The organism is Schaalia sp. lx-100 (genome assembly GCF_021083625.1).
Taxonomy (GTDB): Bacteria; Actinomycetota; Actinomycetes; order Actinomycetales; family Actinomycetaceae; genus Pauljensenia.
This window is the reverse complement of record NZ_JAJNRP010000002.1, coordinates 23,244-49,921: the sequence shown is the minus strand read 5'-3', so window position 1 is coordinate 49,921 and position 26,678 is coordinate 23,244. Positions and strand designations below refer to the sequence as shown.

19 protein-coding genes and 2 CRISPR repeat arrays are annotated in these 26,678 nt (G+C 49.6%); of the genes, 4 read left to right on the top strand and 15 right to left on the bottom strand.

Annotation, left to right across the window (positions count from 1 at the left end):
- Window positions 1–225: 225 nt before the first annotated feature.
- From LRP54_RS01630 to LRP54_RS01570, 13 genes are all read right to left on the bottom strand, one after another.
- Window positions 226–636, bottom strand: coding sequence for a hypothetical protein (locus LRP54_RS01630; protein WP_231204618.1), 411 nt, complete (start codon window positions 634–636; stop codon window positions 226–228).
- Between the two features lie 12 nt (window positions 637–648).
- On the bottom strand, window positions 649–939 hold the full coding sequence (locus LRP54_RS01625) for a hypothetical protein (RefSeq protein WP_231234718.1): 291 nt from the start codon (window positions 937–939) through the stop codon (window positions 649–651).
- A gap of 831 nt (window positions 940–1,770) precedes the next feature.
- Window positions 1,771–2,112 carry a transcriptional regulator gene (locus LRP54_RS01620; RefSeq protein WP_231234717.1) on the bottom strand — a complete coding sequence of 114 codons (342 nt, stop codon included), beginning with the start codon at window positions 2,110–2,112 and terminating at the stop codon, window positions 1,771–1,773.
- Window positions 2,113–2,390: 278 nt separating this feature from the next.
- Window positions 2,391–2,724: direct repeats of the CRISPR family, unit length 28 nt; unit sequence GGCTCATCCCCGCTTACGCGGGGAACAC.
- Window positions 2,725–2,817: 93 nt separating this feature from the next.
- Window positions 2,818–7,415: direct repeats of the CRISPR family, unit length 28 nt; unit sequence GGCTCATCCCCGCTTACGCGGGGAACAC.
- Window positions 7,416–7,545: 130 nt separating this feature from the next.
- A complete protein-coding gene (cas2e, locus tag LRP54_RS01615; RefSeq protein ID WP_231234716.1) occupies window positions 7,546–7,890 on the bottom strand; it encodes a type I-E CRISPR-associated endoribonuclease Cas2e in 345 nt (114 codons plus the stop codon).
- Window positions 7,887–8,822, bottom strand: coding sequence for a type I-E CRISPR-associated endonuclease Cas1e (gene cas1e / locus LRP54_RS01610; protein ID WP_231206188.1), 936 nt, complete (start codon window positions 8,820–8,822; stop codon window positions 7,887–7,889). The genes cas2e and cas1e overlap by 4 nt, the downstream gene beginning before the upstream one ends.
- 7 nt (window positions 8,823–8,829) lie before the next feature.
- A complete protein-coding gene (gene cas6e, locus LRP54_RS01605) occupies window positions 8,830–9,564 on the bottom strand; it encodes a type I-E CRISPR-associated protein Cas6/Cse3/CasE (protein ID WP_231234715.1) in 735 nt (244 codons plus the stop codon).
- A complete protein-coding gene (cas5e, locus tag LRP54_RS01600; RefSeq protein WP_331274794.1) occupies window positions 9,561–10,277 on the bottom strand; it encodes a type I-E CRISPR-associated protein Cas5/CasD in 717 nt (238 codons plus the stop codon). Before cas5e ends, cas6e begins: the two co-directional genes overlap by 4 nt.
- Window positions 10,274–11,419, bottom strand: coding sequence for a type I-E CRISPR-associated protein Cas7/Cse4/CasC (cas7e, locus tag LRP54_RS01595; protein WP_231234713.1), 1,146 nt, complete (start codon window positions 11,417–11,419; stop codon window positions 10,274–10,276). Before cas7e ends, cas5e begins: the two co-directional genes overlap by 4 nt.
- A gap of 17 nt (window positions 11,420–11,436) precedes the next feature.
- Window positions 11,437–12,132, bottom strand: coding sequence for a type I-E CRISPR-associated protein Cse2/CasB (casB, locus tag LRP54_RS01590; protein ID WP_231234712.1), 696 nt, complete (start codon window positions 12,130–12,132; stop codon window positions 11,437–11,439).
- A complete protein-coding gene (gene casA / locus LRP54_RS01585; RefSeq protein WP_231234711.1) occupies window positions 12,122–13,792 on the bottom strand; it encodes a type I-E CRISPR-associated protein Cse1/CasA in 1,671 nt (556 codons plus the stop codon). The genes casB and casA overlap by 11 nt, the downstream gene beginning before the upstream one ends.
- 309 nt (window positions 13,793–14,101) lie before the next feature.
- Window positions 14,102–17,137 carry a CRISPR-associated helicase Cas3' gene (gene cas3, locus LRP54_RS01580; RefSeq protein WP_231234710.1) on the bottom strand — a complete coding sequence of 1,012 codons (3,036 nt, stop codon included), beginning with the start codon at window positions 17,135–17,137 and terminating at the stop codon, window positions 14,102–14,104.
- Between the two features lie 316 nt (window positions 17,138–17,453).
- A complete protein-coding gene (locus LRP54_RS01575) occupies window positions 17,454–17,915 on the bottom strand; it encodes a tRNA (cytidine(34)-2'-O)-methyltransferase (RefSeq protein ID WP_231206174.1) in 462 nt (153 codons plus the stop codon).
- Between the two features lie 92 nt (window positions 17,916–18,007).
- On the bottom strand, window positions 18,008–18,541 hold the full coding sequence (locus tag LRP54_RS01570) for a YbhB/YbcL family Raf kinase inhibitor-like protein (protein WP_231234709.1): 534 nt from the start codon (window positions 18,539–18,541) through the stop codon (window positions 18,008–18,010).
- A 109-nt stretch (window positions 18,542–18,650) separates the two neighbouring features.
- Here LRP54_RS01570 and LRP54_RS01565 point away from each other — a divergent pair, with 109 nt between their 5' ends.
- Window positions 18,651–19,877 (top strand): Y-family DNA polymerase, encoded by a 1,227-nt coding sequence (locus tag LRP54_RS01565; protein WP_231234708.1) that lies wholly within the window; start codon window positions 18,651–18,653, stop codon window positions 19,875–19,877.
- Here the strand turns inward: LRP54_RS01565 and LRP54_RS01560 are convergent.
- The gene (locus LRP54_RS01560) at window positions 19,862–20,353 is read right to left on the bottom strand and encodes a hypothetical protein (protein ID WP_231234707.1); all 492 of its coding nucleotides are present in this window, start codon (window positions 20,351–20,353) and stop codon (window positions 19,862–19,864) included. The two genes, LRP54_RS01565 and LRP54_RS01560, sit on opposite strands and share 16 nt — an antisense overlap.
- 354 nt (window positions 20,354–20,707) lie before the next feature.
- Between LRP54_RS01560 and lpdA the strand changes: the two genes are divergently transcribed.
- Window positions 20,708–22,081, top strand: coding sequence for a dihydrolipoyl dehydrogenase (gene lpdA / locus LRP54_RS01555; RefSeq protein WP_231234706.1), 1,374 nt, complete (start codon window positions 20,708–20,710; stop codon window positions 22,079–22,081).
- Window positions 22,082–22,109: 28 nt separating this feature from the next.
- Window positions 22,110–23,843, top strand: a complete 1,734-nt coding sequence (sucB, locus tag LRP54_RS01550; RefSeq protein ID WP_231234705.1) for a 2-oxoglutarate dehydrogenase, E2 component, dihydrolipoamide succinyltransferase — start codon at window positions 22,110–22,112, stop codon at window positions 23,841–23,843.
- 237 nt (window positions 23,844–24,080) lie between these two features.
- Here the strand turns inward: sucB and LRP54_RS01545 are convergent, their stop codons facing one another.
- The gene (locus LRP54_RS01545) at window positions 24,081–25,817 is read right to left on the bottom strand and encodes a protein kinase domain-containing protein (protein ID WP_231234704.1); all 1,737 of its coding nucleotides are present in this window, start codon (window positions 25,815–25,817) and stop codon (window positions 24,081–24,083) included.
- Window positions 25,818–25,926: 109 nt separating this feature from the next.
- Between LRP54_RS01545 and LRP54_RS01540 the strand changes: the two genes are divergently transcribed.
- Window positions 25,927–26,622, top strand: coding sequence for a DUF4191 domain-containing protein (locus LRP54_RS01540; RefSeq protein WP_231234703.1), 696 nt, complete (start codon window positions 25,927–25,929; stop codon window positions 26,620–26,622).
- Window positions 26,623–26,678: the final 56 nt, after the last annotated feature.

Below are 26,678 nucleotides of genomic sequence, written 5' to 3'. Positions count from 1 at the left end.
CTACCCATAAGAACCTCAAGCGCACGTGAGCTGCTCTTGGGGTTTTCTTATACCCAATTTTTTATCAACGTGCCCAGTGCCGCATGGTGCCGGGTTTTTCACTCCCCCCTTCCGCATGGAAAGGACACAGCTCATACCAAAGACTCATCTCTACTTACGCGGGAAGCAGGCTCTTGACAAGCAGTAGTGCACACGGGGAGAATTCTCATGCGCGTGCTGGGGGTATCAGGGAATACAAGACCCGCTAGCGGGGAACACCTGTAGGGCACCTTCCATTTTGCCCGAGAGTCGCCCGGCACGCCGCCTTTTTATAGAACGGGTAGTAGACTCATCCCCGCTTACACGGGAAACACCGGCCTTTTGACGTAGCTTCTTCTGAGCTTTTTCCAAGTCACGAAATTCGGGAGCCCAATACGGGTCTTCTGGCATTTCAGCGCGCAACCGGGCCATGAGCTCATCAGGCAGAATCACATCACCGTTGATGAGCGGACTCAAAATGAAAATGAATGCGGTGCCCGGATCCATCTCGTAATATTGATCCCCTATAGCAACCTGCCCGTAGGGATCACGAGTCTGAGCCGCATACACATGCAGATCGTCATAGAGCTTGCGGACCTCCATCATCTCATCCAACACTGCGTTCACCTCCTACGGTAGCCCTTGATGCACGGTTTTGATCTCCAACGCACCTGCTTTATTTCGATGAATAGCCACTGTTACTACTTCGCCTTTAATAGTAGCCGAAAAAGGACCAAGCGATTCCCTATCCCAGTGGTTTTCAAGGACTTCCCGTATAGCGTTGGTGATGTCACGTTGCGTCCACGACTGTGAAAACTCGCTACGCGGCCTCGTCCCCTTAACCTTCCACCCGTGACCGTACATGTGTCCGCCACCGTATTTCGGATTCCCGCCGTAGAGGATGTGCTCAAGCGGACTCATCCCCGCTTACGCGGGGAACACCAACTATCTGCTATGCTGTGTCTTGCGAGGTACTCCCTGGGCAAGGCTTGAAATAACAGCCCGATGGACTTTAGTCCTGTCTGAACGCCCGGAACGTGGCCCCGCTTTAATCTTATTTCAAGTGAATTTCTGTAAAGACCCTTCCATTTTCCGAAAGAACAAACAGACGACGTATAAGAAATTCGGGGCGTTCCTTGCGAGCTTGGTTGTATCGGCTTAACTGTGAGATCAACTTTGGACTAGCACTAAAGCGTCCTATGTCGATAACGAAAACATCCTTAGTTACTCCGTTTTTCAGAGCCTTCGCAACAGCGGATGAAATGTTATCGCGTATCGTGGAAGCTTTCGACGATGTGCATTTTAATCCGGATACTTCGTTATTATTCGTTAACCAAACAAAATCATTTGTTGAAAGAAACGTTTTCGTATCTCTTGGTATCCATTTCACTCTCTCCCCGCGTCTTTCAAATCTTTCGAGGAAATCCAGTTCGTGTTCGGCTCATCCCCGCTTACGCGGGGAACACACAAGCGGGGCGGCCTGCGTGGGGTAAAAATCGGGCTCATCCCCGCTTACGCGGGGAACACTGTATATGTGTGTGCCAGCCGTGTGCTTTCATGTGCGTGTCAAGTTCGGCTATGGCGCTTGTAAACGTGTTTGTGTTGGTGTGTGCTGCGGCAAATAGGTCAATGTCTTGGGTTGGCCGGTGGATGAGTCCATGTTCCCTTGCGGCTAGTGAGCCTGCTAGAGCAAATGAGTATTGCGAGAGGTAAGTGAGTAAGAGTCGCGCGAGTTCGCGTTGTGCGTGGGTGTTATTCATGGTGTGTGAGTTCGGGGAAGCGTGTTTCCCAGAGGCGTTTTACTCTGGGGCTGGGGTGTAGTTCAGGCCAGAGGCGACGTAGGTGTGCGGCATTGATGAAGGCGCATATGTCTTGTCTTGTGCCGCGTTCAAGAATATTTTTGTATGCTTCTATGCGCTGTGAATCACTGTTAATTGGAAAGTGACGGTTAGGTGCCCAAAACACGGTGATCGGCAGATCAAGCCACCCGTTTTCAGGTCCGCGTAAGTCCTCTAGGCGCTGTGGCACAGCCAGTGGAATAGTATCTGCAAAAAAAATACGCGGCGTTTCTTTTGAACAAGATTCTTGTCCCATGCGTGCTTTTCCTTTCTGCCTGTGTCTTTATAGTGTGGGTCCGCGTCTGGGGCCTTGGCCGGGTAGGAGGCTGATTGGCGGCTGCGCAATGTTCGGCGCATCCTCGCCCGTGCCTGGCGTGAGGGCTATTTCCAAGGTAGCGTACAGGCTCTTGATCCTGTCTAGCTTATCCGCGCTTTGCGGCGTAGCAGGAGTGCGACTTGTCTTACTGCTGGTGTCCTCACTGGTAGGGCCTGTGTGCGGGGTTTGCTGGCGCGGCGTGTTCTGCTCACGCAGAGAGGCTCATCCCCACTTACGCGGGGAACACAGATACTGGAAAGCCGTCTCGCCCACGGCTTTGGGCTCATCCCCGCTTACGCGGGGAACACGCTTTTTATCTGAGCTTGGACGATTCCCAATTCGGCTCATCCCCGCTTACACGGGGAACACGCACAGTGGTGCCGTCGCGCTGCGTGCCCCAAAGGCTCATCCCCGCTTACGCGGGGAACACTTCGTACCATCACCGACAAAAACGGCCACGTCCGGCTCATCCCCGCTTACGCGGGGAACACCGTTTGCGCGTGGAAGCAACAGGCGCGCGTTTCGGCTCATCCCCGCTTACGCGGGGAACACACAACCGTCGTGCCCCCATTCGACGTGTACGAGGTCAGGACGGCTTGTATGCGCAGGCCGCGCTTGGGTCGTGCCCCCATTCGACGTGTACGAGGGCTCATCCCCGCTTACGCGGGGAACACCGCAAAACGTGATCGACGCTATCGGTGTGACTCGGCTCATCCCCGCTTACGCGGGGAACACCCAGCAGGTATTCCCCTCACTGAGGGTCTTGTAGGCTCATCCCCGCTTACGCGGGGAACACAGTCCTGAATTTATCGCGCGTATGTGTGACGCAGGCTCATCCCCGCTTACGCGGGGAACACGGTGGGAAAACACTGATCGATGTGTACCAGTGGGGCTCATCCCCGCTTACGCGGGGAACACTCCTGTGCGCTGCCTTGTGATCGCCCGTGCGAGGGCTCATCCCCGCTTACGCGGGGAACACGGGTATGTGGGAAGCCGCGAAAGAGCGTACGAAGGCTCATCCCCGCTTACGCGGGGAACACCTTAAAGCTATCTGGGATAAGGTGACCGGATTCGGCTCATCCCCGCTTACGCGGGGAACACTCAACCGCCTTGTCGTAGTTGCTTTTCAGCGACGGCTCATCCCCGCTTACGCGGGGAACACCACGCATATTAGCCCCAAATCTTCAGCAGCCACGGCTCATCCCCGCTTACGCGGGGAACACAACTGCGTGCGCGGGTCGCGTGGGATAAAGCCAGGCTCATCCCCGCTTACGCGGGGAACACGAGGGCGTGTTTCATGCGGTGGCGTTTGGCTGCGGCTCATCCCCGCTTACGCGGGGAACACTTGTCGAAACCGGCCTGAATTTCATTAAAGGAAGGCTCATCCCCGCTTACGCGGGGAACACCCACGACGAGCCTTGCTCGCATGGAAGCGCTCAGGCTCATCCCCGCTTACGCGGGGAACACTGATATAGACCTATGGCATGAATGGGAAAAACAGGCTCATCCCCGCTTACGCGGGGAACACCGACTGTGGTAGCGTTCGCATACGACCGGCAGCGGCTCATCCCCGCTTACGCGGGGAACACCGCACAGGTAGCACACGCGTCGATCAATGAAACGGCTCATCCCCGCTTACGCGGGGAACACATTTTTCTTATGACCCATACTATCAGAATCCCCGGCTCATCCCCGCTTACGCGGGGAACACAAAACACCGCTTACTGTAGCCATATGGCTAATCGGCTCATCCCCGCTTACGCGGGGAACACCACATATCAGCGGATATCGCGCAACGACACGTAGGCTCATCCCCGCTTACGCGGGGAACACTCACCAACGAGGTCACTGCCCTGCGCGCCGCACGGCTCATCCCCGCTTACGCGGGGAACACTCGGTCGAAAGGTGGTTGCAGCATCGGTAGATGGGCTCATCCCCGCTTACGCGGGGAACACGTTTACCCGAGGTCGTTGGGTTGTGACGACCTAGGCTCATCCCCGCTTACGCGGGGAACACAAGAAGTGCAAAACATGAGTACTGCGGTAGCTCGGCTCATCCCCGCTTACGCGGGGAACACCCATACTTCGTCAACGTACGACGGGGTGGAGTAGGCTCATCCCCGCTTACGCGGGGAACACGACGTACTCAATTCCGGTTTCACGGGAGAGCTGGGCTCATCCCCGCTTACGCGGGGAACACTACGACTCTGTGATATGCCGGTTTTTCTAGCGAGGCTCATCCCCGCTTACGCGGGGAACACGGCATTTGAGGTACAGGCCGGGCGTGTTCCATGGGCTCATCCCCGCTTACGCGGGGAACACATTGGTTTCACGAAACCGTTAAGAGCGAGAGCAGGCTCATCCCCGCTTACGCGGGGAACACGCGCGTTAAGCGACGTTCAGCCGATGCCATCGCGGCTCATCCCCGCTTACGCGGGGAACACACTAGAGGCCGACCGAGAAAAGGACGCGGACCGGGCTCATCCCCGCTTACGCGGGGAACACACGGGAATGACACGCGAAACTGCTGGACGGAAAGGCTCATCCCCGCTTACGCGGGGAACACGCCTTATGGTGTTGCGCGGATTGTGTTGCATCAGGCTCATCCCCGCTTACGCGGGGAACACCGAAACGCGGCCTGCGAAAGCGCCTTATAACGGGGCTCATCCCCGCTTACGCGGGGAACACGCGCGCTCAAAAACCCCTAGCCAAAACGTTTTCGGCTCATCCCCGCTTACGCGGGGAACACTTTCTTCTTTTTTCGACGGGTGTTTCCTGTGAGGGCTCATCCCCGCTTACGCGGGGAACACTCTTCGTCAAGGTTTGCGATAGCATGTCCAACGGGCTCATCCCCGCTTACGCGGGGAACACTAGGGCGTAGGCTATCTTCCCCTGAACGGAGTAGGCTCATCCCCGCTTACGCGGGGAACACTTTCACTCATCGCCAGCCGCCTCATCCGTGCTCGGCTCATCCCCGCTTACGCGGGGAACACAAAAAGGTGGCGGCGAGAAAGTCCTTGCCCCACGGCTCATCCCCGCTTACGCGGGGAACACTCAAGGTCGCAACTGAGGTCATCAGCCAAGGAAGGCTCATCCCCGCTTACGCGGGGAACACGCGAACCCGAGTGTCACTATCGCGCATAACACGGGCTCATCCCCGCTTACGCGGGGAACACTCATCTATGACACCGCAAAGCTTTTTTAGACCCGGCTCATCCCCGCTTACGCGGGGAACACATTAATCCCGGCTTTTTCTATACGGTCATAACAGGCTCATCCCCGCTTACGCGGGGAACACTTTGACGATTTCGGTTGCTACCTCGGTAGGCAGGGCTCATCCCCGCTTACGCGGGGAACACCCCCCCCCTTTTTTTGTGTCGTTCAGCGGCTCATCCCCGCTTACGCGGGGAACACTCGCTAATGTTTTCGGGAAGATCGGCCCGGTCAGGCTCATCCCCGCTTACGCGGGGAACACTCTAGGAGAGTATGAGCAGGCGAGTGACGCGCGGGCTCATCCCCGCTTACGCGGGGAACACAATACGGTAACGGTGAGGATCGCAGGGCCGCGCGGCTCATCCCCGCTTACGCGGGGAACACTGCACTGTATCACGTTAGCAAGTTCACATTCCAGGCTCATCCCCGCTTACGCGGGGAACACGGTAGGTGCGCATCTGTGAATCTTTTGGATATTGGCTCATCCCCGCTTACGCGGGGAACACCCACGACGAGCCTTGCTCGCATGGAGGCGCTCAGGCTCATCCCCGCTTACGCGGGGAACACCAAAACCTTGAGCTCAAAAGGCTTCAAAAACAAGGCTCATCCCCGCTTACGCGGGGAACACCGTAGACCCAAAAGCGCTGTAATTTTCTACCTGGGCTCATCCCCGCTTACGCGGGGAACACTGATGAAGTTTTGTACCCACGGGTTCGACGAGAGGCTCATCCCCGCTTACGCGGGGAACACAGCGCACTTGGTGCGTGTTGTAGTGGTTGATGAGGCTCATCCCCGCTTACGCGGGGAACACCGCGCCTTTAGCGAACAGGAACAGCGCGTAGTGGGCTCATCCCCGCTTACGCGGGGAACACTGGCCTGTGCATGGTGAGCGTGTATGTGCAGTAGGCTCATCCCCGCTTACGCGGGGAACACAAGCTGATTGACAAGCGTCGAGAAAAAGCCGTAGGCTCATCCCCGCTTACGCGGGGAACACCGAGGGGGGCAGCATGTTTGAGGATGCCAGCGCGGCTCATCCCCGCTTACGCGGGGAACACCGGCTTTGGCAGGAGCCAGAAAGTCACGTTGAAGGCTCATCCCCGCTTACGCGGGGAACACATGTTCCACCCGGTAATGTCTTTTTGAACGTCCGGCTCATCCCCGCTTACGCGGGGAACACCCCACAACACGCAAGGGTACGATCTTGCGGAAAGGCTCATCCCCGCTTACGCGGGGAACACAAGACGCGGCCCGCGCCATCACCAAGCCCGGAAGGCTCATCCCCGCTTACGCGGGGAACACCAAGCCTCGCCTTGCGGTTCCTCGTCGTGTTAGGGCTCATCCCCGCTTACGCGGGGAACACATCGCGAGCACAAGGTCATCATGAACATCGAGGGGCTCATCCCCGCTTACGCGGGGAACACTTTGAGTGTGCCGGTAACGCTTACCGTGTCGCCGGCTCATCCCCGCTTACGCGGGGAACACGCAACAGACTGGCCGTTCCCACACACAAGCGTCGGCTCATCCCCGCTTACGCGGGGAACACGTGCTTTGGGTAGCCAGTGAAGCCAGATGAGTAGGCTCATCCCCGCTTACGCGGGGAACACACGGCTCACCGCACGCGCACAAGCGCAGAAACCGGCTCATCCCCGCTTACGCGGGGAACACGCCGTGCTCGGTTTTGATGATGTGGCCGCGCTGGGCTCATCCCCGCTTACGCGGGGAACACCTCACCCACACCACCTGAAGGAGACGATGATAGGGCTCATCCCCGCTTACGCGGGGAACACGAGAAACCATAAAATTTTGAACACGCGTTGATGGGCTCATCCCCGCTTACGCGGGGAACACAGGCTCAGCAAAGAAATGCCCCTTGCCGGGGACGGCTCATCCCCGCTTACGCGGGGAACACGCCGTTCCCACACACACAAGCGTCTTAAAATAGGGCTCATCCCCGCTTACGCGGGGAACACTCGATAGGGCTCTTGCTGTTAGTGGGATACCTCGGCTCATCCCCGCTTACGCGGGGAACACTCTTAAGAAGTCCTTATTTTATCATCTTTTATTCAACAAAAAATACTATTTTCGTGCGACTTTCATTTCTCTGCGCTAATTGCAAAGTTACCTTCGCACCTTATTCTAAATTTTTAGATTCACCAGTATTTCAACGGCGTATAGCTCGCCTATATGCCCTAGCTTTGCTCCAACCAGTACGTGCACGCTGATAATCTTCACGCGCATTTGGACGCTTCATCAAAGTCAATCCATCCATATCAACTGGTTCCCATGAATGCAGGTGCACACGGTAGTCATAGCCTTGCTCATTCGGCGCATTGAATATCATTAACGCCCTACCGTCTTTACAAAGTCCTACGGTTCTTTCCCATAAGGAATCACGTACACGTGCGCTTACATTTCCTACGAATACTCCTGGACTAATTTCTAGAAGCCATTTCGTTAAATCTCCACGCAATCCAGCTGGACACGCTGTCACCACTAAAGTAATCATGTGAGCACTACTTCTTCCGCATAATTTCGACCCGCACTGGTGTATCCATATTCGGACCATAATGTAAGGTCTGCGAGCGTAAACTCTGTATCTATTTCAGTGTCAAAAAGAACAGCAATATCTTTAACTATGCGGTGGAGTAGTTTGAATTTATGCGCCTTGTCACGAAACAATCTGCGACTGTTTCCTTCAACGTCGCTTTCTCCGTACGCAACTGCGTCGAATGCTAAAGGTATGGATATATCTGCTTTGTAAAGGTCTGCAATATCGTAAACAAAAGCTCGATCTTTACCGTTGTGTACAAATCCAAGACTAGGAACACAACCCAGGCTCACTATAACTGCATGCACTACACCATAAAGACATGCATGCGTTGAAGTCAGCGCTTGATTAATTGGATCGCTTCCTGCGTAATTATCGACGTCATAGACTCGGCCTTCCCAAGGAACACCCGTACGTTCCGAGTTCTCCTTGTAGATTCGTTTCATGCGCGCGCCTTCGCGCCCACGAAGCTGATGCATAGTCAATGTGCTCACATCTTCACCAGCAAAACGTAGACGATACATAGATCGTGCCACTGCTAGCCGTGTTCGTTGATTGCTTACAAGATGAGCTTGGATTTCCGCCATGCGCGATGATTGGGATAAGGAACGTCCATGAGCATAGTAACGAATCCCTTTCTCTCCGCACCACACTATCGTGACACCGCAGTCACCAAGCACACGCATTGCTGCATGAGTAATACGTGTGCCGGGGCCGAGCATGAGTGCTGCTAATTTTGCAGCTGGCACATGCACTATTCCTTCACTATCTTGAAAGGTGATGGCATTGTTTTCCCTGTGTACCGTGCAGCATTCCGCGTAAAGGAATGAAAAACGATCACTCACACGCGCAAGTTCTTGACGTTCAGGTGGCCCAATCCCATTCAGCATTCTTACGCTACTCCCTATTTTTATCGCTAGAAAATACAGGAGCCAAGGTTAAAAGACCACATCCATAGGCTTTACCTCGTCCAATTCCACTAACAAGTGCGTGACGAAAAAGATCGACATTTTCAATACGAAGGGCACCGTCAAACTGAGCTTGACGAAGCGTAATTTGTTCTTTCCCAAGTCGATTTTTATTGTAATGGTCAAAAATTCGATCTCCGCGTTCTGTCACCGCTACCGTAGGTATGCCTTCCTTCACCTGTTGAAGATCTTGGATTTCATCATTTGTCCCAAAGTTAGGAATGAGAAACCCATGCTTTTTTCCTTGTGCGCAGAGCCATGCTATTTGTTGGGTAACAGTTACATGTGGAAGAACTTTCCCCCTCTGCCCTTGCACAGCAGAAGCTACGCGATGCGCTGGATTAGCACGTAAACGGAAGCGCCATTCCTGCCCTACACGCAATTTGTCTAACAAAGGTTGATAGTCGGCACTTTGTGCGGGCCGGGTTTCCCATCCTGCTTGTTCAACAAAACCACCGGTATCAGGGGTTTCAGGAGCAACGATATAGAGGATATGTCTGTGTTCCTGTGAGTCAATCCTCCATAGAACGCGTTCTCCTTTTTTACTTTCCATATCGGGCGGAAAGAAGCGCAGAACCCTAGCATGCATTGCTTGTGGGTTAAGTAAAAGTTTACGTCCTTCATATTTTCCTGGATTTATCAGGACTTGAGTAAAAGTTGTCATGATGTCACCACTGTTGAAAAGAAATCAAGTACGTCATTTCCATCAGGATTTTCCATGCGGACTGGTTTCGCTGTTACAATTTCACGCCATAAATATTTACGGTGTTCCGGATTGAAACTAACAGCAAGATCACGACGCCGATGCCGAGGTGCTGTATTTTCGTCCGCTAGAGGATCACGAAAAATCGGTAGATCTACTATGCGTGATAGTAAGCGTTTATGTCGTGTATTCGCATACCATTCGGCGTGTTCTCTTAAAGCCGTATCAATATCCTGATCGACTATGCCAATCACAAGATCAACATTGGCTGGACAAGCTCGTCGACCAAGATAGAGTGGGAATCGTGGCGATTTTAAGGCTTTTTCTAATGTTTCAAGCAGAGCACGCTCCCCACCGATAGCAACAAGGAATACAGCATTCGCAATGTAATACCGGCTGATAAGTGGCAGAGGGTCTTTCGCTCCTGCTGGTGTCGCAGTTTGGAAGTCTTTCATAAGGCTCCCTGGTTGATCGACACGAACTCCAAAGTGCAACAGAGAAAGATCGTCAATATTATCTTCACGTCTGCGCCCAAGGGCCGCTGCAAGTAGTCCTACTACTCCAGATTTTGTAGGGTAAGCGTGAGAAGTACGTGTAGCAAAACGAGACTCGTCTCCCCATGATTGCATGGGGCCTCTAAATAAGAGGAGCAGAGAAGATTGTGTTTCACTCACTGTTCTTCCAATTCTGCTGTAAGAATTCCTGGCAGTGTTTCAAGAAGTTCTGGGAAGGTGACTGCCTGCGCTCCTTCGTATTCTTTCCCAAGATCATCGAGAGCAACTATGAAACTCACTTTAGTTGGCATCCCGTAAGTACTTTCAATTGCTCGCGCAGCCTTGGCAAGTTCAAGTGCAGCGGCTTTACGCACACCTCGTGTTCCATCTTGTTGTTCTTGGGGAATGGCTTCTTCAAAGGCATGGACAAGTGACACCGCACGATCGTCACGTAAGGTGATGTAGACAAGATCTGGCAAGGTGTTGTTGGCAAAACTGTTCAGTTTTCCAGTTGGTAGTGATTTCACGAAACTTTCAACGAAACTCACAGCGGCATGTGCCGTAGTTTTTGGTTCTTGCGCGAGGTTTTCATGCAATGAGAGTAGATCAATTGTGGCGAAACGGTACAGAGTGGATGAGGCCATTTGGACCGTTCCGATCATTCCTGCTCCAACTTCATTTTCGTTTCGTTGTACTTCATCGTCAACAGCGGTGAAGTAATCGAAGTCAAGCGTTGTTTCACTTACTCCAATAGCATGTGCAACTTGCACCGAAGCATCAACATTAAAGTCCACAGCGTCAGCTAACATACGTCCAAACATGGCAATGTCAATGCTATGGTATTGATCCAAGAGCTGTGCGACTTCCTTCTTTGAGGGTTTTTTATCCGGATGTTCAATAATGTATCGTGCTGCTTCATTCAACTGACGATTGCTCAAGAAAAGTAAGTATTCACTTTCACCGTGCTCAATGTCCGTTTGCGTTTCTGTTTTTGAAGCTTTTTTGGAATCTTTAATCTTGATGCCAGCAGCAGTGAAAAGCTCTTTTGCGAGTTCAGCAGCACGTTGTGGATCAAAGTCAGGAGCTATTTCAATGACGTGTCGCGCAAGTAGATCAACAACTCGTTTGGAGCGTACCCCAAGGTCTTCAGCATTGAAGTGATGACGAAAATCGTCACGTATAGCTTTTTTCCAGGCTTGAGATGACACACGATGGCGAATTACTCCTCCGTAGAGAGCTGTTTTTGGCGCTCCTGTATCATCACGGTTGATATTGCTGGGTGGGAGGGTTTGAAGTGCGTGAATATCTAATGTTAGTGACATGATTGTTCCTTTCAATTCTAGTTTTCTGTTGTAGATGTTTCTTGTGAATCGTGTAAATGGCTATTGAGCCCGTAGCTGAAGTCACGTGCCCATGTCAGAAGTATTCGCTCTTTTTTTCGCGGGTCCCTAAGTGCGGCAAGATCTGCTGCAAGTTGACCGTAGTCACAGGGGATTTCTTCAGATCGCAGGAGCGAGATAAGTCCATGTAAGTGTGTCAGTCGTATTTCATCTGTACGGCTGCTGAGGATTTGATTAAATCTGACTTTCAAAGAGGCGGACTCGCGTCGAGCCATAAGTATGCCTGCTGCACGTGCAATGGTTTGGTTTTGAGCGTGCATAGGTTTTTTCCGTGACTGCATATGACATGCAAATAGACTTAACGCTTCATAGGCAGCTTTTTCTGAGGCAGTGATATCGTGAAAACTCTTTTCTTTGATGGTCTTTTCTTCACCGAATATTTGGTCAAAACGATCGGCGAATAGCTGTTCAAAAGCACTTTGCCACGCAAAGAGATATCGTCCACTTTTAGTTGATATCCCATGTCGCAGTTCAGCAAGTATCGCTTTAGCTCGTGGGCAGCGGGCTTCGTTTTCGCTTAAGTAATCGCTTTGCAGACGCTCAACACTTTTTCTCACAACGAAAGCGAGCGTGGGATATTGGCGAGTAGTTTCGGGGGGTTTACCTGTGTCTGCGCTGACAGGTTCAGTTACCATGGGTTTCCTCCTGAGTATTGTCATGATGCGGTAAAAGTTTACGTAGTCGATTTTTGAGCGTTGATTGAGCGCTACCTGCACTTATAAAGCGTGTTTTTCCCTCATTTTCATTGATATCACGCCCAATCAATGCACGAGTACCTGATTGTCGGATGAGTTCAGCACTACGAATAAGCACTTCATTTTCAAGGTTTTGACTCCATTTATTTACTGACTCATACCCTTCAGTTAGGTTGCGCATCCAATCCATGAAAGGTGGTGTCATAGAGTCAAGGAAGGCAGCAGCAACATTATTTTGGTAAGCATATTCTCCCCCTGCTGCTTGTATGAGCTGTCCGGCATATTGTCCCAAGTAAACAGAAGTTGTCCGCGTCAGGTATGCAGCACGAACGATGGCACGTAAAAGTCGTGGTTCTTCTTCAGCAAAAGCATCCACTGGGAAACTGAGGCGCAGATCGACAATATTTGCAAGGGAAGCTGCCTGTGTACCGTATATGGCACTGATAAGCTGGATGTCGATACTTTTCCCTGAGAGGACTCCTCCTCTTTTTTGTTTATCCGCAAGTGCCGCCATAGTTTTAGCTGCTCGGGGAGGTTTTCCTTTTTTCTTTCCATAGCTTTGAGCTGTTTCTATGCCAATATCTTTACCTTCACGTATGAGCAATGGGTCCAAGCTGCGCCATAACGTAAGGTCCTCATCGTGCGGACGTGGATAAAAAACTTCTTGGGTCGCTGTGGATTTATTAGCTGAGTAGCGATATGGGGTCATTGGATCATGAAAGGTATTGGCACCAGATTCAGGAATACGATCACCATTACATAGAAGCACTCCAGTAACTTCTTTCCCCCCTTCATCAGTAAATAATCGAATACGACGGGCTTGCCATGTCAAAAGATCGCATGGCCCTTTAGGAATGGAGACGGCACGTTCTTTTTCTGTATCTGGGGTACGTTCCCACACTGGGAGATCTTCATCGTCAAAAATAATTCCCGGCACAGTGTTCAGCAGCAAACTTTCATTCATATTTTCGCCATGTATGAGGATCCCTCCCGTTAGCCCTGTCCATCCTTGACCAATGGGATACCCCTTCCCGCCTTTTACTCTGGGATCACCTACAGCACCACTCTTAATTCCTGAAGGGTCGTAGCTCTGTGCACATATGAGCCAGCGCGCCGCTTCAGCTGGGGTAAGCGCTTCAAGGGCCACGCCTTGACGAAGGGCGAATTGTTTTCCGACATATTCGGGTACAAGTTCTTTTATTTCTTTGTGATCTTTTTTAGTAGTAGCCAAGTTTGCAACTTGCATAAATGGGGTCAGAGGATGAAACAGGTCAAAACGATCAGCCCATTGCTCTAAGTAATTCAGTACTATTTCGTCTTTTCTTTCACCTTTGATTTTTTCCCACTGATCTTCCCACCACTCCTCACTATCACCTAGTTTAAGTAGGTCAGGGTTTTGACGATGTGCGCACCAAAAGATCACAAGAAGTAGCCTGAAAATCGCATAGTCTTGTAAAGAGTTATCTCCGCTGATACAGCGAATACGCATAGTTCCATCAAAAATATTACGTAAAGAGGCAAGGTGAATTTTTTCCTTATCGTCGGTCACTTGTATCCAAGGCTCTGTGATAAGCGAAAAAGAGTAGGGCTGTTCCATCATTTTTCATCCCTCCTTTGGGATCATTCAAAAAATTTTACTTAACAAGTAGAAGTAAAAAACAAATATTGTATTCAGTTCTCAAAGACCGCAGTTGATATAGGCCCCTGCGATGATTGAAGCAGCGATCAGCTTGACTACCTTCAGTCTACACAACAAGTAGATTATTTTCAAAGAATAATAACGCATTATTTTAATGTGTATTCCAACTGAAAATAACAAGATTCTCCCCGTTCTCAGGGACCACTCTGAAGCCAGATCTCTAAACAATAATAACGCTGGCTCATCCCCGATAATCGAGGCCTCCTTATTTTACTCATTCTCCGAGGTCGCGTCATATAGGCCGACTTCACGTGAATAACGTAAGGTCCTGCCAAGCAGTTCACATTGCAAGTATTTCACTGATTCCCCTTCCTTCAAGACCTCAATTTCTTCTAATTCAAGTGCAACCATGCCACGTAGTAAAGGATCGTGCTGCCATCCTAGGGGCGTATGCTTTTCTAGTTCCGCAAGTGCCCGATCAAAAGGGCTTCCTTTCGTCCCACCTATACAAAATCTGCGTGGAAGCCTGACAGTGGATGTCGCTAAAATATAGGACAGGTGCCGCGGTAGTTCACAGTCTGGTAAATACACCGCTGAAAGCGCTTCGTTTTCCCCTTCACATAACCACGGTAGGGGCTGATATCCACTTAAACGTTTCACTATAAGTACAGCTTCAATACTTGGATCAGTGTCACGCACTTGCGCATAACCACGTTCTTCGCTTTGTGAGTTCCGAGCTATCTCCCCCACATCGTAACCAAAAACCTCTGGCAACTTGTTGCATTTATCTGGTATAGCAAAGGTTTTAGCACGCATCCTTGAGCGCTCCTGTTGCTTCTCGGATTCTGTTTTAAGTTCAGCCCATTGCTCTGACCATCCTTCTCCGCATGGACATGGGAATTCAGAACCATATGTTGCATGCACTAATTCAGGTATGTCATCAGGACGAGAAAGTATGCCCCCAGTACGTGATAAATGTTTGAGTAGTACATGGTAACTTCGCATCATCGTATATTCGTCATACAAATAGAGGCTGGCTCGATCAAAGAAATCAGACTTTGGATGTTTTGCACTGAGATCTTTTATCTTCGGTTCTTTAAGAGCACGTATCCAGACTTGCGGCACCTGCAGCTGAGCAGGCCGATCCTCAGCATTCCGCTTATGCCGATGCAAACGACCAACACGCTGCAAAAACAAATCAATAGGAGCAAAATCTGTCACAAGTAAATCAACATCAATGTCAAGAGATTGTTCAGCAACCTGCGTAGCAATAAGGATGCGACTACGAGGACGCACTTCCCCGCTGTCCGCCCCGTTTATGGGAAGATCATGTGATTCTTGTCTGGGGCTCCTATGAGCTTTGGCTCCAAGCTCTGTCATAAGTTTTTCTTCTGCTTCAAGTCGGTCTATTGCAGCAAATCTCGCATGAAGTAAACATACTTCGTCTTCATGTCGCCTACTATCCGCTACCAAAGCATCTCTGAAAGCCATGTATGTTTCCTGCGCCCGCGTCACAGTATTACACAGAACAAGGACACACCCTCCGTCTTCAGCAGTTACTTTGAGAACCTGCTGAATCAGTTCAGCAATCTCATCAGCTATGAATGACACCTTAATTTTCGCTGAACGATCTTTCACTTCCTTTTCCGGAACTTCCACCGTTTTTTCCATGAACTCTTGAGAAGAAAAAGCGGTAATCAGTGGATAGGCTTTGGAAAGTGATAATGGGATTAAGCTTTTATTCCCGCACCCCGTCGCATAGGCGGTCACTAGTCTACGTTTCACACCTATTGGTAAGGTAGCCGACAAGAGAATAACAGGAACACGGTAACGAGCCAGCCATGTGAGCGCACGCTCTAAATATTGTGACATATATGCGTCATAGGCATGTACTTCATCGATGATAACGACCTTACCTGCGAAACCAAGGTGCCTAAGCATGACATGTTTAGCCCGAAGCGCCATGAAAAGTAGTTGATCGACCGTTCCTACAACAAAATTAGCAAGTATCCCTTTCTTTCTCCCACTAAGCCATTGGGAAGCGACAATATTTTCACCGATTCTCTCCTCTACACTTTCATCATCAGAAATATAGAGACGCGGTAATTCTTCGTATTCATTATTAAGAGCAGCTTTCGAATGAGCTAAAAACATAGACAGTACCTGATCACTTACACTTGTACGCCTTTGCGCCCATCGCTTAATTCGCGCGAACAGCATATTTGACGTGGACATGGTGGGCGCTCCAAGAAAAATACCGCCCAGATTCCAACGCGCAGCACATATTTCAGCCGCAACAAGAGCAGCTTCTGTTTTTCCTTCACCAGTGGGTGCTTCAACAATAAGAAGACCTGGTGCTTGCATCTGTTCGCACACTGAAGCAGTTGCCCTTTGGACGGGACGTGCCTGCGCAGTATTTGGCCACGAAAATGCCTTTCTCAGGTACGTATCCAATTCCTCAAGTTGCGGGGCTTGCGCTTCCCATGGTCGAGTAAGTGCAAGAGCTTGATATCCTTCCCTCACTCGCACAGACTGCGAACATGGTTCAGCCCCACCAATGAGCGGGAAAATATCAGCATTTGAAGCCATCCAGTCAGCACAAATAATTAGACCCGTCATTTGCATTTGTGCCTCTACACGGAGTTTACATTTTTCATCAAAAATGCATTGGAGCACATCATGCGCTTGTGTGTACTCGGTCATGAATTCACACAGCTCATCCCATATTTCAATCCATTCATGTTCATGCTCACCTTCCCGCACATCACGTGAAAGTAAGGAGATTATGTTGGAGTCGATATCTGATGTGGTGCCATGATGAGCTTGAGCAGGATAAACCAAAGAGTCAATCGTGCCTCTAGGTGCTCCATAACGTTCAAACAGCCAATCACCAAGAATCAGATAGCTTGCGACCGAATGAAGGACTTTCTGATGCTTGTCATATTTATCTAAAGATAACCCTGCTGCACGCACCCGTTCAGCGAATATGTGTTGTTCAGGTTTTCCGCGCTGTTCAAGCTGTCCTTGAAAAAACTTAGTTGCTTTTCCTATATCATGTGTTCCTGCCATCCAGCGCAGTAATTTTCGAGTTTGTTCCTCAGTTAAACAACACAGTTGACTGATGGTGTGGCGAGTAGAGGCAGGAAGCCATTCATCCCATAAAATTCCTGCAACATCGGCTGTATCCATTAAATGTTGGGGAAGGTTCAGCCATGCGCTACTGTCATCATCACGAGCAGTTTTGGCCCACAGTGCACGACTTTGTGCAGAAAGATCTTTGATCGTAAGCTCGGGATTCACTGGCATAGCTTTCTTCCTTCCTTTTCGAGCTAATAACAGTGAAACACGCGCCCCTAACATCTGCGTTCAATTTGTGAGCGTAAAAGAAAATATCCATAAATTATGACGCATATCACTTTTATTTTTATGGGTCATCACCTATCACTAGCGAATACGTGACTCAAGCCGTAACACACAGCAACAGGATCACAAAATAAGCAAAGCTTCATCCGATCCCGCTGTATTTTTCAGCATAAAGAAACCTAAACAGGCGGCACAAAAGATGCACAAACAGGAGCAGCTATGACATGCAAATGCCAGTCACCTAAACCATAAACCGTACCTACACCCCACCAGGGAAGCCGAGCTGACGCCAGGCTTCATATAAAACAATGGAGGCAGAATTAGCTAAATTCAACGAACGTAAACCAGGAAGCATATGGATACGCAAAGCATCGTGAATACGTGGATGAGCAAGAGCGTCCGATGGCAGACCTGTTGATTCCCTCCCAAAGAGCAAACCGTCACCATCTGCAAATTGCGCATCAGAGTACATCGTGTCAACGTGTCCAGTTAAAGCCCATATTCGACCAGGCACTTCTGCAAAAGCTGAGTCCAAATCAGGGTGCACTTGCACATGGGCGAGATCATGATAATCCAGACCTGCTCGACGTAATTTAGCGTCATCCATGTCAAATCCTAAAGGCTCAACAAGGTGAAGCATCGCACCTGTACATGCACATAGACGAATAGCCGCGCCAGAGTTTCCTGGAATTTCTGGAGTAAGAAAAATCAGATGAAGCACTCACTCATTGTTTCATGTCCTCGACAGTTCTCTCATATCAAGCCTACTAATAGACATGCGTCATACCCTCTTAAAAACAAGGGAAGCCCTCACTATTTTTGCTGATAAAACACAGTTATAGACGCTCGCCCTAATACATGCTCATTTGCAAGGAAAATAGCCATGGCAATACTTGCTTCATCATCTACGTGAAGCGTGGGAACATCTAGAGCATAAAGGGTGAAAACGTAACGATGCTCCCGGTCCCCTTTGGGTGGAGCCGCACCAAAATATGATGCTTCCCCATGGTCAGCACGAAGATGAAAAGCAGCTCCTTCAAGTTCAAGGTCAGATGTTCCTGCACCGGATACAAGTTCATACACAGATGCATCAATATCGACAACACACCAATGCCACCAGCCCGAAGGAGTCGGAGCGTCTGGATCAAAGCAGGTCAGGAGGAAACTTTCAGTTCCTACGGGCGGATTTTCCCAGCGTAACTGAGGGGATATATTTCCACCGTCAGCCGTATGCTCCGTAGGTAAAAACTCGCCTTCAATGAGGGTAGGCGAGGTGAGCTTAAAGGAAGTAGGGCAAGGAATCGCAATATCTGGATGAATAGCTTGTGGGCGCACAGAGAGATCCATGTAAATGCTCCTTATCTTTTTCTTGTAATCATGACATACGCACACCTGTACCGCAGATGATATAGACCCTTCTTACTATAAGAACATATGTTCGATAAGGAGAGTTTTTATGCAGTATCTAGCGGTTTACATTCCCAATTGGAATTCACAGTGTGTGAGTGTGGATGTTCCTCCAGACTCCCCTGCTGCCACTGTGAAGGATGGGCTGATTGTGACGGTTAATCGTATTGCGCAACGATCAGGTTTGCGGATGAATATGCCAATTGTTGTAGCGCAATATTTATGTCCTCACACTATTTTCTTATCAGATAATCCCGAGCGGCCTGGAGTCACTTTTTCCACGCTCATGAACTGTTTACAAGCTTTTGTCCCACAGGCGCGTTGGATAGATGTTGGATGGGCATACGCACTGCTTGATTCGGGTACTTCTAAATCCGCATATACAGAAGAATGGGCTGCGCAGATCGGTCAGATTCTCACTAATTACACGCATGTACCCTGTTATGCAGGTATTGGCACGAGTATTATCAATGCTCGTCTTGCTGCTCATAATCAAAAAGCTAGTGAAGAAAATTTCAGAGGAACGGAAGGTACAGATCTTCCCCTTACAGCATTACTGCCGCTTTTACCCACTTCTTGGCAGGAAAAAGCCAGCGAAATCATTCAAAAACTAGCAAATCTGGATGTGCGTGCTTGTCATACTTTCATGATTTCATGGCCCACACTCACAAGTAGCACACGCATACCTGCTTGTCATTTATTCCACCACCTCATCAGTGGACAAAGTTTTGATTCTTTCTTTGAGTTTTTCTTCAAGGAAACGCTAGAGCATAAAAATATTTCACTGAGATGTTCTGATTTCCTGAATCACTCAGATTCGCCTCCCTCAAAATACGCGCAGCAAGCGCAAAATGAGCAAGCTTTTACTTATCCTAAGGGGCAGATTACATGGAGTAATCAGAGCGCAGAAAACACTACTCACCTAACAGATTCGCACAATGCAGCTCTAATGGTTCCACACGTTCCTCCAAAAAGACATCGTCATGTAGATACAGTTCTACAAGGATGGGCTACTCAGGCACAGAAAACAGGTTTTCATTCGTATTCTTTGACAGCTACTTTTCACCTAAAAGATGGAACACATTGCCAGCGCGTATGGCAAGGAATAGATATTCGCGATAGTCACAGTGTAAAAAATTATGTGAAGTGGCAGTTGCTTTCATGGGAATTAGCTAAAAACACGGGTGATTTTTACAGGCTCCGCTCACCGATTGAAAAGATCACTTTGTGCGCGCGAGGCTATTCCTCTTTTTTGCAGGATCATTCGCTCCCATAATGGCTAAGCGGAACACGTTCAATACGCTCTGCCAATTCAACAATACGTCGCGGATTAGAAAACCACAGCCACACAATGCCGATCCCATTCACAACAATTGGCAGGTACCAATAATCAACGCCGAAACGTCCCCATGCCGAACGCATGACAGAAAAAGCAGGCATCCCCCAGCTAACAATTCCAACGATGATTGGGGCAGTCAAACAGATCAAAGTTGTTACCCAACCGATCATGCGCATGCGCCGCCCATTATGGGTAATCGCAACCGCTGCAGTTATCTGCAAAAACCCAGCCAAAACAGATCCCAATAGCGGCCCAACAAATGCATCATTTGGCCGCACGAAAAGTAAGGCAACAGATTCAATGAAAATCCACAATCCACACAACCAATACAACACCATTACAAGACGCCCCATACCTAAAGCGGGAGGACGGCTATCATGTATTTGTTCTTCCAGAGGCGAAGGCTGTGTCATCTTGACCTTTCTTTCACAATATCTCCCGATATATCCTACGCGAGAGACTCTTTTCCTACGCAAGAAAATTTTTCACATCTCCGCCTTTCGCAAGTTCGCAACAAAGCAGCGTATATTCCGCTGTCGTCACCCAGGAATATGACAATAAAACACAGAGGTTTTCATAAACGTTCCTTACAGCGAAAACACAAAGCGACGCAAAAAGCATTTCCTTTCCACCTGCCACGACACACTTTGTGGTTATCCCCACCACAGTATTGCGCTCGCTAGTGGGACATATGAGCTACAGAGTGGGACAATAGGCCCTGATGGTATTTCAAGCCATATAAAAATCGACATCTAGGAGTGGATCACGTGAGCGAGCCCGGATACGACGTTGTCATCCTCGGGGCCGGTTCTGGCGGCTATGCAGCAGCTTTACGCGCCTCTCAATTAGGTCTCAAAGTAGCCCTTATTGAAGGCGATAAGGTAGGCGGTACATGTCTACACCGCGGTTGCATACCTACGAAGGCCTATTTACATGCTGCTGAAACGGCAGATGCGGTGAAAGACTCCGCTGCCTTTGGCGTTCAGTCAACTTTCCACGGCATTGATATGTCTGCCGTTGCAAAGTATCGCGACTCAGTTATTACGAAGCTTTTCAAAGGACTCCAGGGCCTACTGTCTTCACGCAATGTGGAGATCATCCAAGGTTGGGGTCGTTTAGTCTCTCCTGACACTGTTGAGGTAGATGGTCGCCGCATCACCGGACGCCATATTATTTTGGCAACGGGTTCATACTCACGCTCTATTCCTGGCCTTGACATCAACGGTCGTATCATCACTTCGGATCAAGCCCTCCAAATGGAGTGGGTGCCTCAGCGCGCAGTCGTCCTGGGTGGCGGTGTTATTGGTCTTGAATTTGCTTCCGTATGGCGTTCCTTCGGGGCTGAAGTCACCATCATTGAAGCACTGCCTCATCTTGCAAATAATGAAGATGAAGCAGTCTCAAAGCACCTTGAACGCGTATTCCGTAAACGTGGAATTGCTTTCCATACAAACACTCGTTTTTCAGGCGCCACGCAAGATGATTTCGGTGTGCATGTGAGCACGGAAGATGGAAAAACTTTCGATGCTGATGTTTTACTTGTCGCCGTTGGACGTGGACCTGTCACTGACGGTCTTGGCTATGCTGAACAAGGTATCCGCCTAGATCGTGGTTTCGTCCTCGTTGACGATAATTTACACACAGGTGTAGGGAACATTTTTGCTGTAGGCGATATTGTTCCCGGCTTACAGCTTGCACACCGCGGTTTCCTGCAAGGTATTTTCGTGGCTGAAAAGATCGCCGGCCTCACTCCTGTTCCCATCGTGGAATCCGGAATTCCGCGTGTCACTTTCTGTGAACCAGAGATCGCTTCGGTTGGACTCACAGAAAAGCAAGCTCGTGAAAAATACGGTGACGCTGTTAAATCTGTGGAATACAATCTTGCAGGTAACGGTAAGTCAAATATTTTAGGAACCTCAGGTTTTATCAAGTTAGTTTCCGTTGAGGATGGACCAATCGTTGGTTTCCACGCTATCGGTGCTCGCATTGGTGAACAGGTTGGTGAAGGTGAACTTATCGTGAACTGGGAAGCATACCCTGCCGATCTTGCAGCCCTCATACATGCTCATCCAACAGAAAATGAATCCATTGGTGAAGCTGCCTTAGCGCTTGCTGGCAAGCCTTTACACGCACACAACTAGAATCGGTAACCGACAAAGGAGGACCACCATGTCAACTGATGTGACTATGCCCGCACTGGGCGAGTCGGTGACCGAAGGCACCGTCACCACTTGGCTAAAAAATGTAGGCGACACTGTTGCCCTTGACGAACCGCTCGTTGAAGTTTCAACCGATAAGGTAGATTCCGAAGTTCCCTCTCCTGCTGCAGGTGTTCTTCTAGAGATCCTTGCGCATGAAGATGACACCGTGGAAGTGGGAACTGTTATTGCTCGTATCGGCGATGCTTCTGAAGCCGCCGTTCCTACTCCAGCGGTTCAAGCTCCGGCTCCAGTTACAGCACCAGCGCCAGCTCCTGCATCTGCAATTCCAGCACCGTCTCCTGCAGCGACTCCAAGCTCAGGTGTTGAGGTCACGATGCCTGCATTAGGCGAGTCTGTTTCAGAGGGCACTGTCACCACCTGGCTGAAAGCTGTGGGCGATCGTGTCGAAGCTGATGAGCCTCTACTTGAAGTTTCTACTGACAAAGTAGATTCTGAGGTACCTGCACCTATTTCAGGATGGCTCGCGCAGATCCTCGTTGAAGAAGATGAGACCGTTGAGGTAGGAACAGTCGTTGCTGTTATTTCTGAGGCCGAACCGACTGCTCAAACCCCAGTGCCTGTTCAGGCTGCTACCCCCGCACCAGTTGCAGCACCAGCTCCAACACCCATGCCGTCTGCTCCTGTGGCACCGGCAGCACCAGCACCTGCTCCCACACTTTTAGACACGGCACTACCACAGGGCTTTGGTGCTCCCCTAGCTCCGGCTTCAGCACCGGCAGCACCAGCACCGGCAGTACCAGCATCAATGAGTGGCGGCTATGTCACACCTATCGTGCGTAAACTTGCCCGCGAAGCAGGAATTGATTTAAGCACAGTGACAGGTACCGGCGTTGGTGGACGCATTCGCCGCGAAGACATCGAAGCTGCGGTCGCAGCTTCGGCAACATCTGCTTCTCAGGTGACTGCTACTTCTGCTCCCGTAGCAGCGGCACCTGCGTTCACCGAAACACGCACACCTTCACCTTTGCGTGGGACCACTGAAAAAATGTCGCGCCTACGTCAAACTATTTCACGCCGGATGGTTGAGTCTTTGCAGACTGCAGCTCAGCTCACCACCGTCATCGAAGTTGACGTAACAAAGATTGCACACTTACGCGCACGTGCGAAGAATGACTTCCTTGCACGAGAAAACACCAAGCTCACATTCTTACCTTTCTTCGTGAAAGCTGCGACAGAATCTTTGCTGTACCATCCAAAGATCAACGCAACTATTCGCGACAAAGAAGTCACATACTTCGATCACGAGCATGTGGGTATCGCATGTGACACTGAACGCGGCTTGCTGGTTCCTGTCATCAAGAACGCAGGTGAAAAGTCACTGGCTGATATTGCTCGCTCAATTAATGATCTTGCTGCCCGTACACGCAACGCCACAGCAAGTGCTGACGAGCTTTCCGGTTCCACTTTCACCATCACGAATACCGGTTCAGGCGGAGCACTCTTTGATACTCCTGTGTTAAACATGCCGGAAACCGCGATTATGGGTGTAGGCACAATCGTTAAGCGCCCAGTTGTCGTCAAAGACGCTCTCGGTGCCGATTCAATTGCGATCCGCTCAATGGTGTACGTCTCTTTGTCATATGATCATCGCCTCGTTGATGGTGCTGACGCTTCTCGTTTCCTTATGGATGTGAAGAAACGCCTAGAAGAAGGAGCTTTCGAAGCCGAACTTGGACTCTGATTTCACTTTCATGAGCTCCAAAACACTTAGCTGAAGTTTCGTATTACTTCTGCTGAAGGGAGGTACGCAATTGCGTACCTCCCTTCATTTCTCTCACAAAATAACGGCCTCACCTAAGCATTGAAGTAAGGGCTCAGATCCCTAAAAGAAGCGCTCCACAAAAGAATCAGCGGTATTTCCACAAAATATGCGGACCATTGATGCATGTATCGTGCTCACGTAAACCATAGCTCACGCTCATATGTCTCTGACTTGAGTCAGTTGCATAGATTCACCCGTCATCAGCCAAAGCATTTCTTTTTCTTCGGCCGCCACCTGTGAACATGCAGAATCATCGCAACGCTGATAGGAGTCTTGTTTTACTCGGAGCCGAAGTGTTACCTCCTGGCTTGCGCATTGCGTAATCCTCACCGCACTCCCTTGCGTATGGAAGCCTCCAAGGAGCGTATGCGAGCGCTGCAATGCCTCAATAATTTTCTTATCTGATTCCCATGCTTCTCCTGTTAAAAGTGAGGAAAGAAGCTGAGGATTTAACTGGCTCATGGCCTGATCGCGCACGGATAAAATAGCATTCACTTGTTCGCTCACAGCTGTGGGATCACATATATCAGGTTGAGCCACAGTGTTTTTCCTCTTAAGATCCTGACTTTCATCATTACTGTGAGAAGTAGTGCCGCCCCGTGTTTTTTCGCGTGATGCCTGAGTATTATTCTTCATGTGGATAGAGCGGGCTTTCTTCCTTTCTTCGCCCTGTGCTTGCGCAGATTCATTAGGGCTTTTACCGGGTGTCAAAGGTGGGAATGTGTGGAGCTTCGTATTTTCTGTACTTCCACTGTGATTGCGCATATCGGGTGATATCGCTTGTGTTTCGTGCGTAAAATTTCCTTCGCGTGGCAGGTGTATCCATATAGCTGCAATCAAAACAAGCAAAAGGATGACTCCAGAAAAGAGCATATGCGGACGATGGGATACATGAGGCTTTTTCCGCCTTGCCATTTTGCGATAACGTACCAGCCCTTTCGGTACATGTCTTTCACGCGGAAATACAGTTGTGGTACGTAATGCGATGGCGCGCATATTGTCGAGGATGTCTTTTTCGTTTCGTGTCAGATCTAAAACATAATCAAAGTGACGCACAGGGCGTGACGATGCTCCTTTTTCTGATTCATGAGGTACATCAATTTCTTTTCCTGGAGGATATACCCGCGCTATTGCTTCATCATCTGCGGCATCATTGCCTGCTTTTCCTATTTTTCTTCGCTCTTTTTCATCACTAGTGATAAATTGCGGTGTTTTTGCCCGCAAGGTTAAAGGCGAATTATCCGAGAAGTCGCTTTGATGAGCGAGTGCACGTGGTGCCTGTGAATTCATAGTGTTCAGGTGTTCCTTGCTATTTTCCCTTGAAAGCAAGGCGCAATGCGCTTCACCATCACGATGCAGGCCTAATGCGTATGCAATTCGTTCCACAGCTTCTTGGTCTCCGTTTTGTCCCCCTGCACATTCGGCTGACCATTGAGGTGTTCCGCCTTTTGCTGGCACTTCATCTATAAGATCAATGAGGACTGCTCCCCTGTTTGGAACGCATATCACATTTGATGGGCTGAGATCAGTATGCGCAATACCCATGTGATGTAGGGCATTTACTGCTTCACATATATCGTGAATATATGCCTGTCTTTGCAGCGACTCGCGTAGCGCTCCTGTTTTCATGAGGACATCAAGACGTGTCCCGCGTAGTCGTTCTTGGACGAGTGCTACGCGCCCATCATCGCATTGGATAATGTCGATAAGTCGGACAACATGAGTATTTTGTACTTTTTGCCAGCGTTTCCACCGTTCATGTAAATTGTGGGAGTCTTTTTGGCTGCGCATACATATCAGCGCTTCCTCGCCTTTTGCGGTATTTGTTGCCCACAGTGGCCCTGATCGGCTAATCGCCACAATTGCCCCAACATCGTATGAACCAATTTTCATGGCCTCATCATGTGAATATAAGGTGCATTCAGCAAGTCATGACAGCTATCCTGTGGACAGTACTTCCCGCAGTCATCATAGAGGCTGACGATCGATAGAATGGTGCATTATGAGCGATAAACAACCTACACCGAAAAAGCGCCGCTGGTTCCATAACCTACGCGATGCATACACAATCACTGCACGCACATATCCCTGGATCGGATGGGCAATGGGCGGTTCTGCTGCTGTCATCATTGCTTTAGGCGTTCTTATTGCCACTCTTTCACATGGCTCTTACATTTTGTGGGTACTGCTGGGTATTACAACTTCGCTTTTAGTTTCTACTTCATTGTTAGCTTGGCTGGTTCGTAAGGCAATGTATGCTCAGGTGGATGGGACTGTGGGTGCTGTTTACGCTGCTATTTCACAGATTCGTCGCGGGTGGATTATTTCAGAACAGCCAATTGCTATCACACGCGATCAAGATCTCGTGTGGCGTCTTGTTGGTCGTCCTGGTGTTGTTTTCATTTCTGAGGGCCCTTCTTCCCGCGTGCACGCACTTTTAAGTACTGAACGTCAGAAGGCTCAGCGTGTTGTTAAGAATGTCCCTATTCACCTTATTCAAGTGGGGCATGAAGATGGGCAAGTAAAACTCGCGGATCTGGAATCGGCTCTGCGTAAGTTAAAAAATATTCTGACTAAAACGGAAGTTCCTGCTGTTCATCAGCGTCTTGCAGCATTAACACGTACGACTGCTCCCATTCCAAAAGGTGTGGATCCTACGAAGGTACGTCCTAATCGGAGGGCTTTACGCGGGCGGTAAGTGTCACATGGTGAGACACCTTTATGCATAATTATGCATACAACTGCATAATATAT

Coding starts and splice junctions, on each gene's coding strand:
- LRP54_RS01625 (WP_231234718.1), bottom strand. CDS start 939: ATGAGTCCGCTTGAGCACATCCTCTACGGCGGGAATCCGAAATACGGT.
- LRP54_RS01620 (WP_231234717.1), bottom strand. CDS start 2,112: ATGGGACAAGAATCTTGTTCAAAAGAAACGCCGCGTATTTTTTTTGCA.
- cas2e (WP_231234716.1), bottom strand. CDS start 7,890: ATGATTACTTTAGTGGTGACAGCGTGTCCAGCTGGATTGCGTGGAGAT.
- cas1e (WP_231206188.1), bottom strand. CDS start 8,822: ATGCTGAATGGGATTGGGCCACCTGAACGTCAAGAACTTGCGCGTGTG.
- cas6e (WP_231234715.1), bottom strand. CDS start 9,564: ATGACAACTTTTACTCAAGTCCTGATAAATCCAGGAAAATATGAAGGA.
- cas7e (WP_231234713.1), bottom strand. CDS start 11,419: ATGTCACTAACATTAGATATTCACGCACTTCAAACCCTCCCACCCAGC.
- casB (WP_231234712.1), bottom strand. CDS start 12,132: ATGGTAACTGAACCTGTCAGCGCAGACACAGGTAAACCCCCCGAAACT.
- casA (WP_231234711.1), bottom strand. CDS start 13,792: ATGATGGAACAGCCCTACTCTTTTTCGCTTATCACAGAGCCTTGGATA.
- cas3 (WP_231234710.1), bottom strand. CDS start 17,137: ATGCCAGTGAATCCCGAGCTTACGATCAAAGATCTTTCTGCACAAAGT.
- LRP54_RS01570 (WP_231234709.1), bottom strand. CDS start 18,541: ATGGATCTCTCTGTGCGCCCACAAGCTATTCATCCAGATATTGCGATT.
- LRP54_RS01565 (WP_231234708.1), top strand. CDS start 18,651: ATGCAGTATCTAGCGGTTTACATTCCCAATTGGAATTCACAGTGTGTG.
- LRP54_RS01560 (WP_231234707.1), bottom strand. CDS start 20,353: ATGACACAGCCTTCGCCTCTGGAAGAACAAATACATGATAGCCGTCCT.
- sucB (WP_231234705.1), top strand. CDS start 22,110: ATGTCAACTGATGTGACTATGCCCGCACTGGGCGAGTCGGTGACCGAA.
- LRP54_RS01545 (WP_231234704.1), bottom strand. CDS start 25,817: ATGAAAATTGGTTCATACGATGTTGGGGCAATTGTGGCGATTAGCCGA.
- LRP54_RS01540 (WP_231234703.1), top strand. CDS start 25,927: ATGAGCGATAAACAACCTACACCGAAAAAGCGCCGCTGGTTCCATAAC.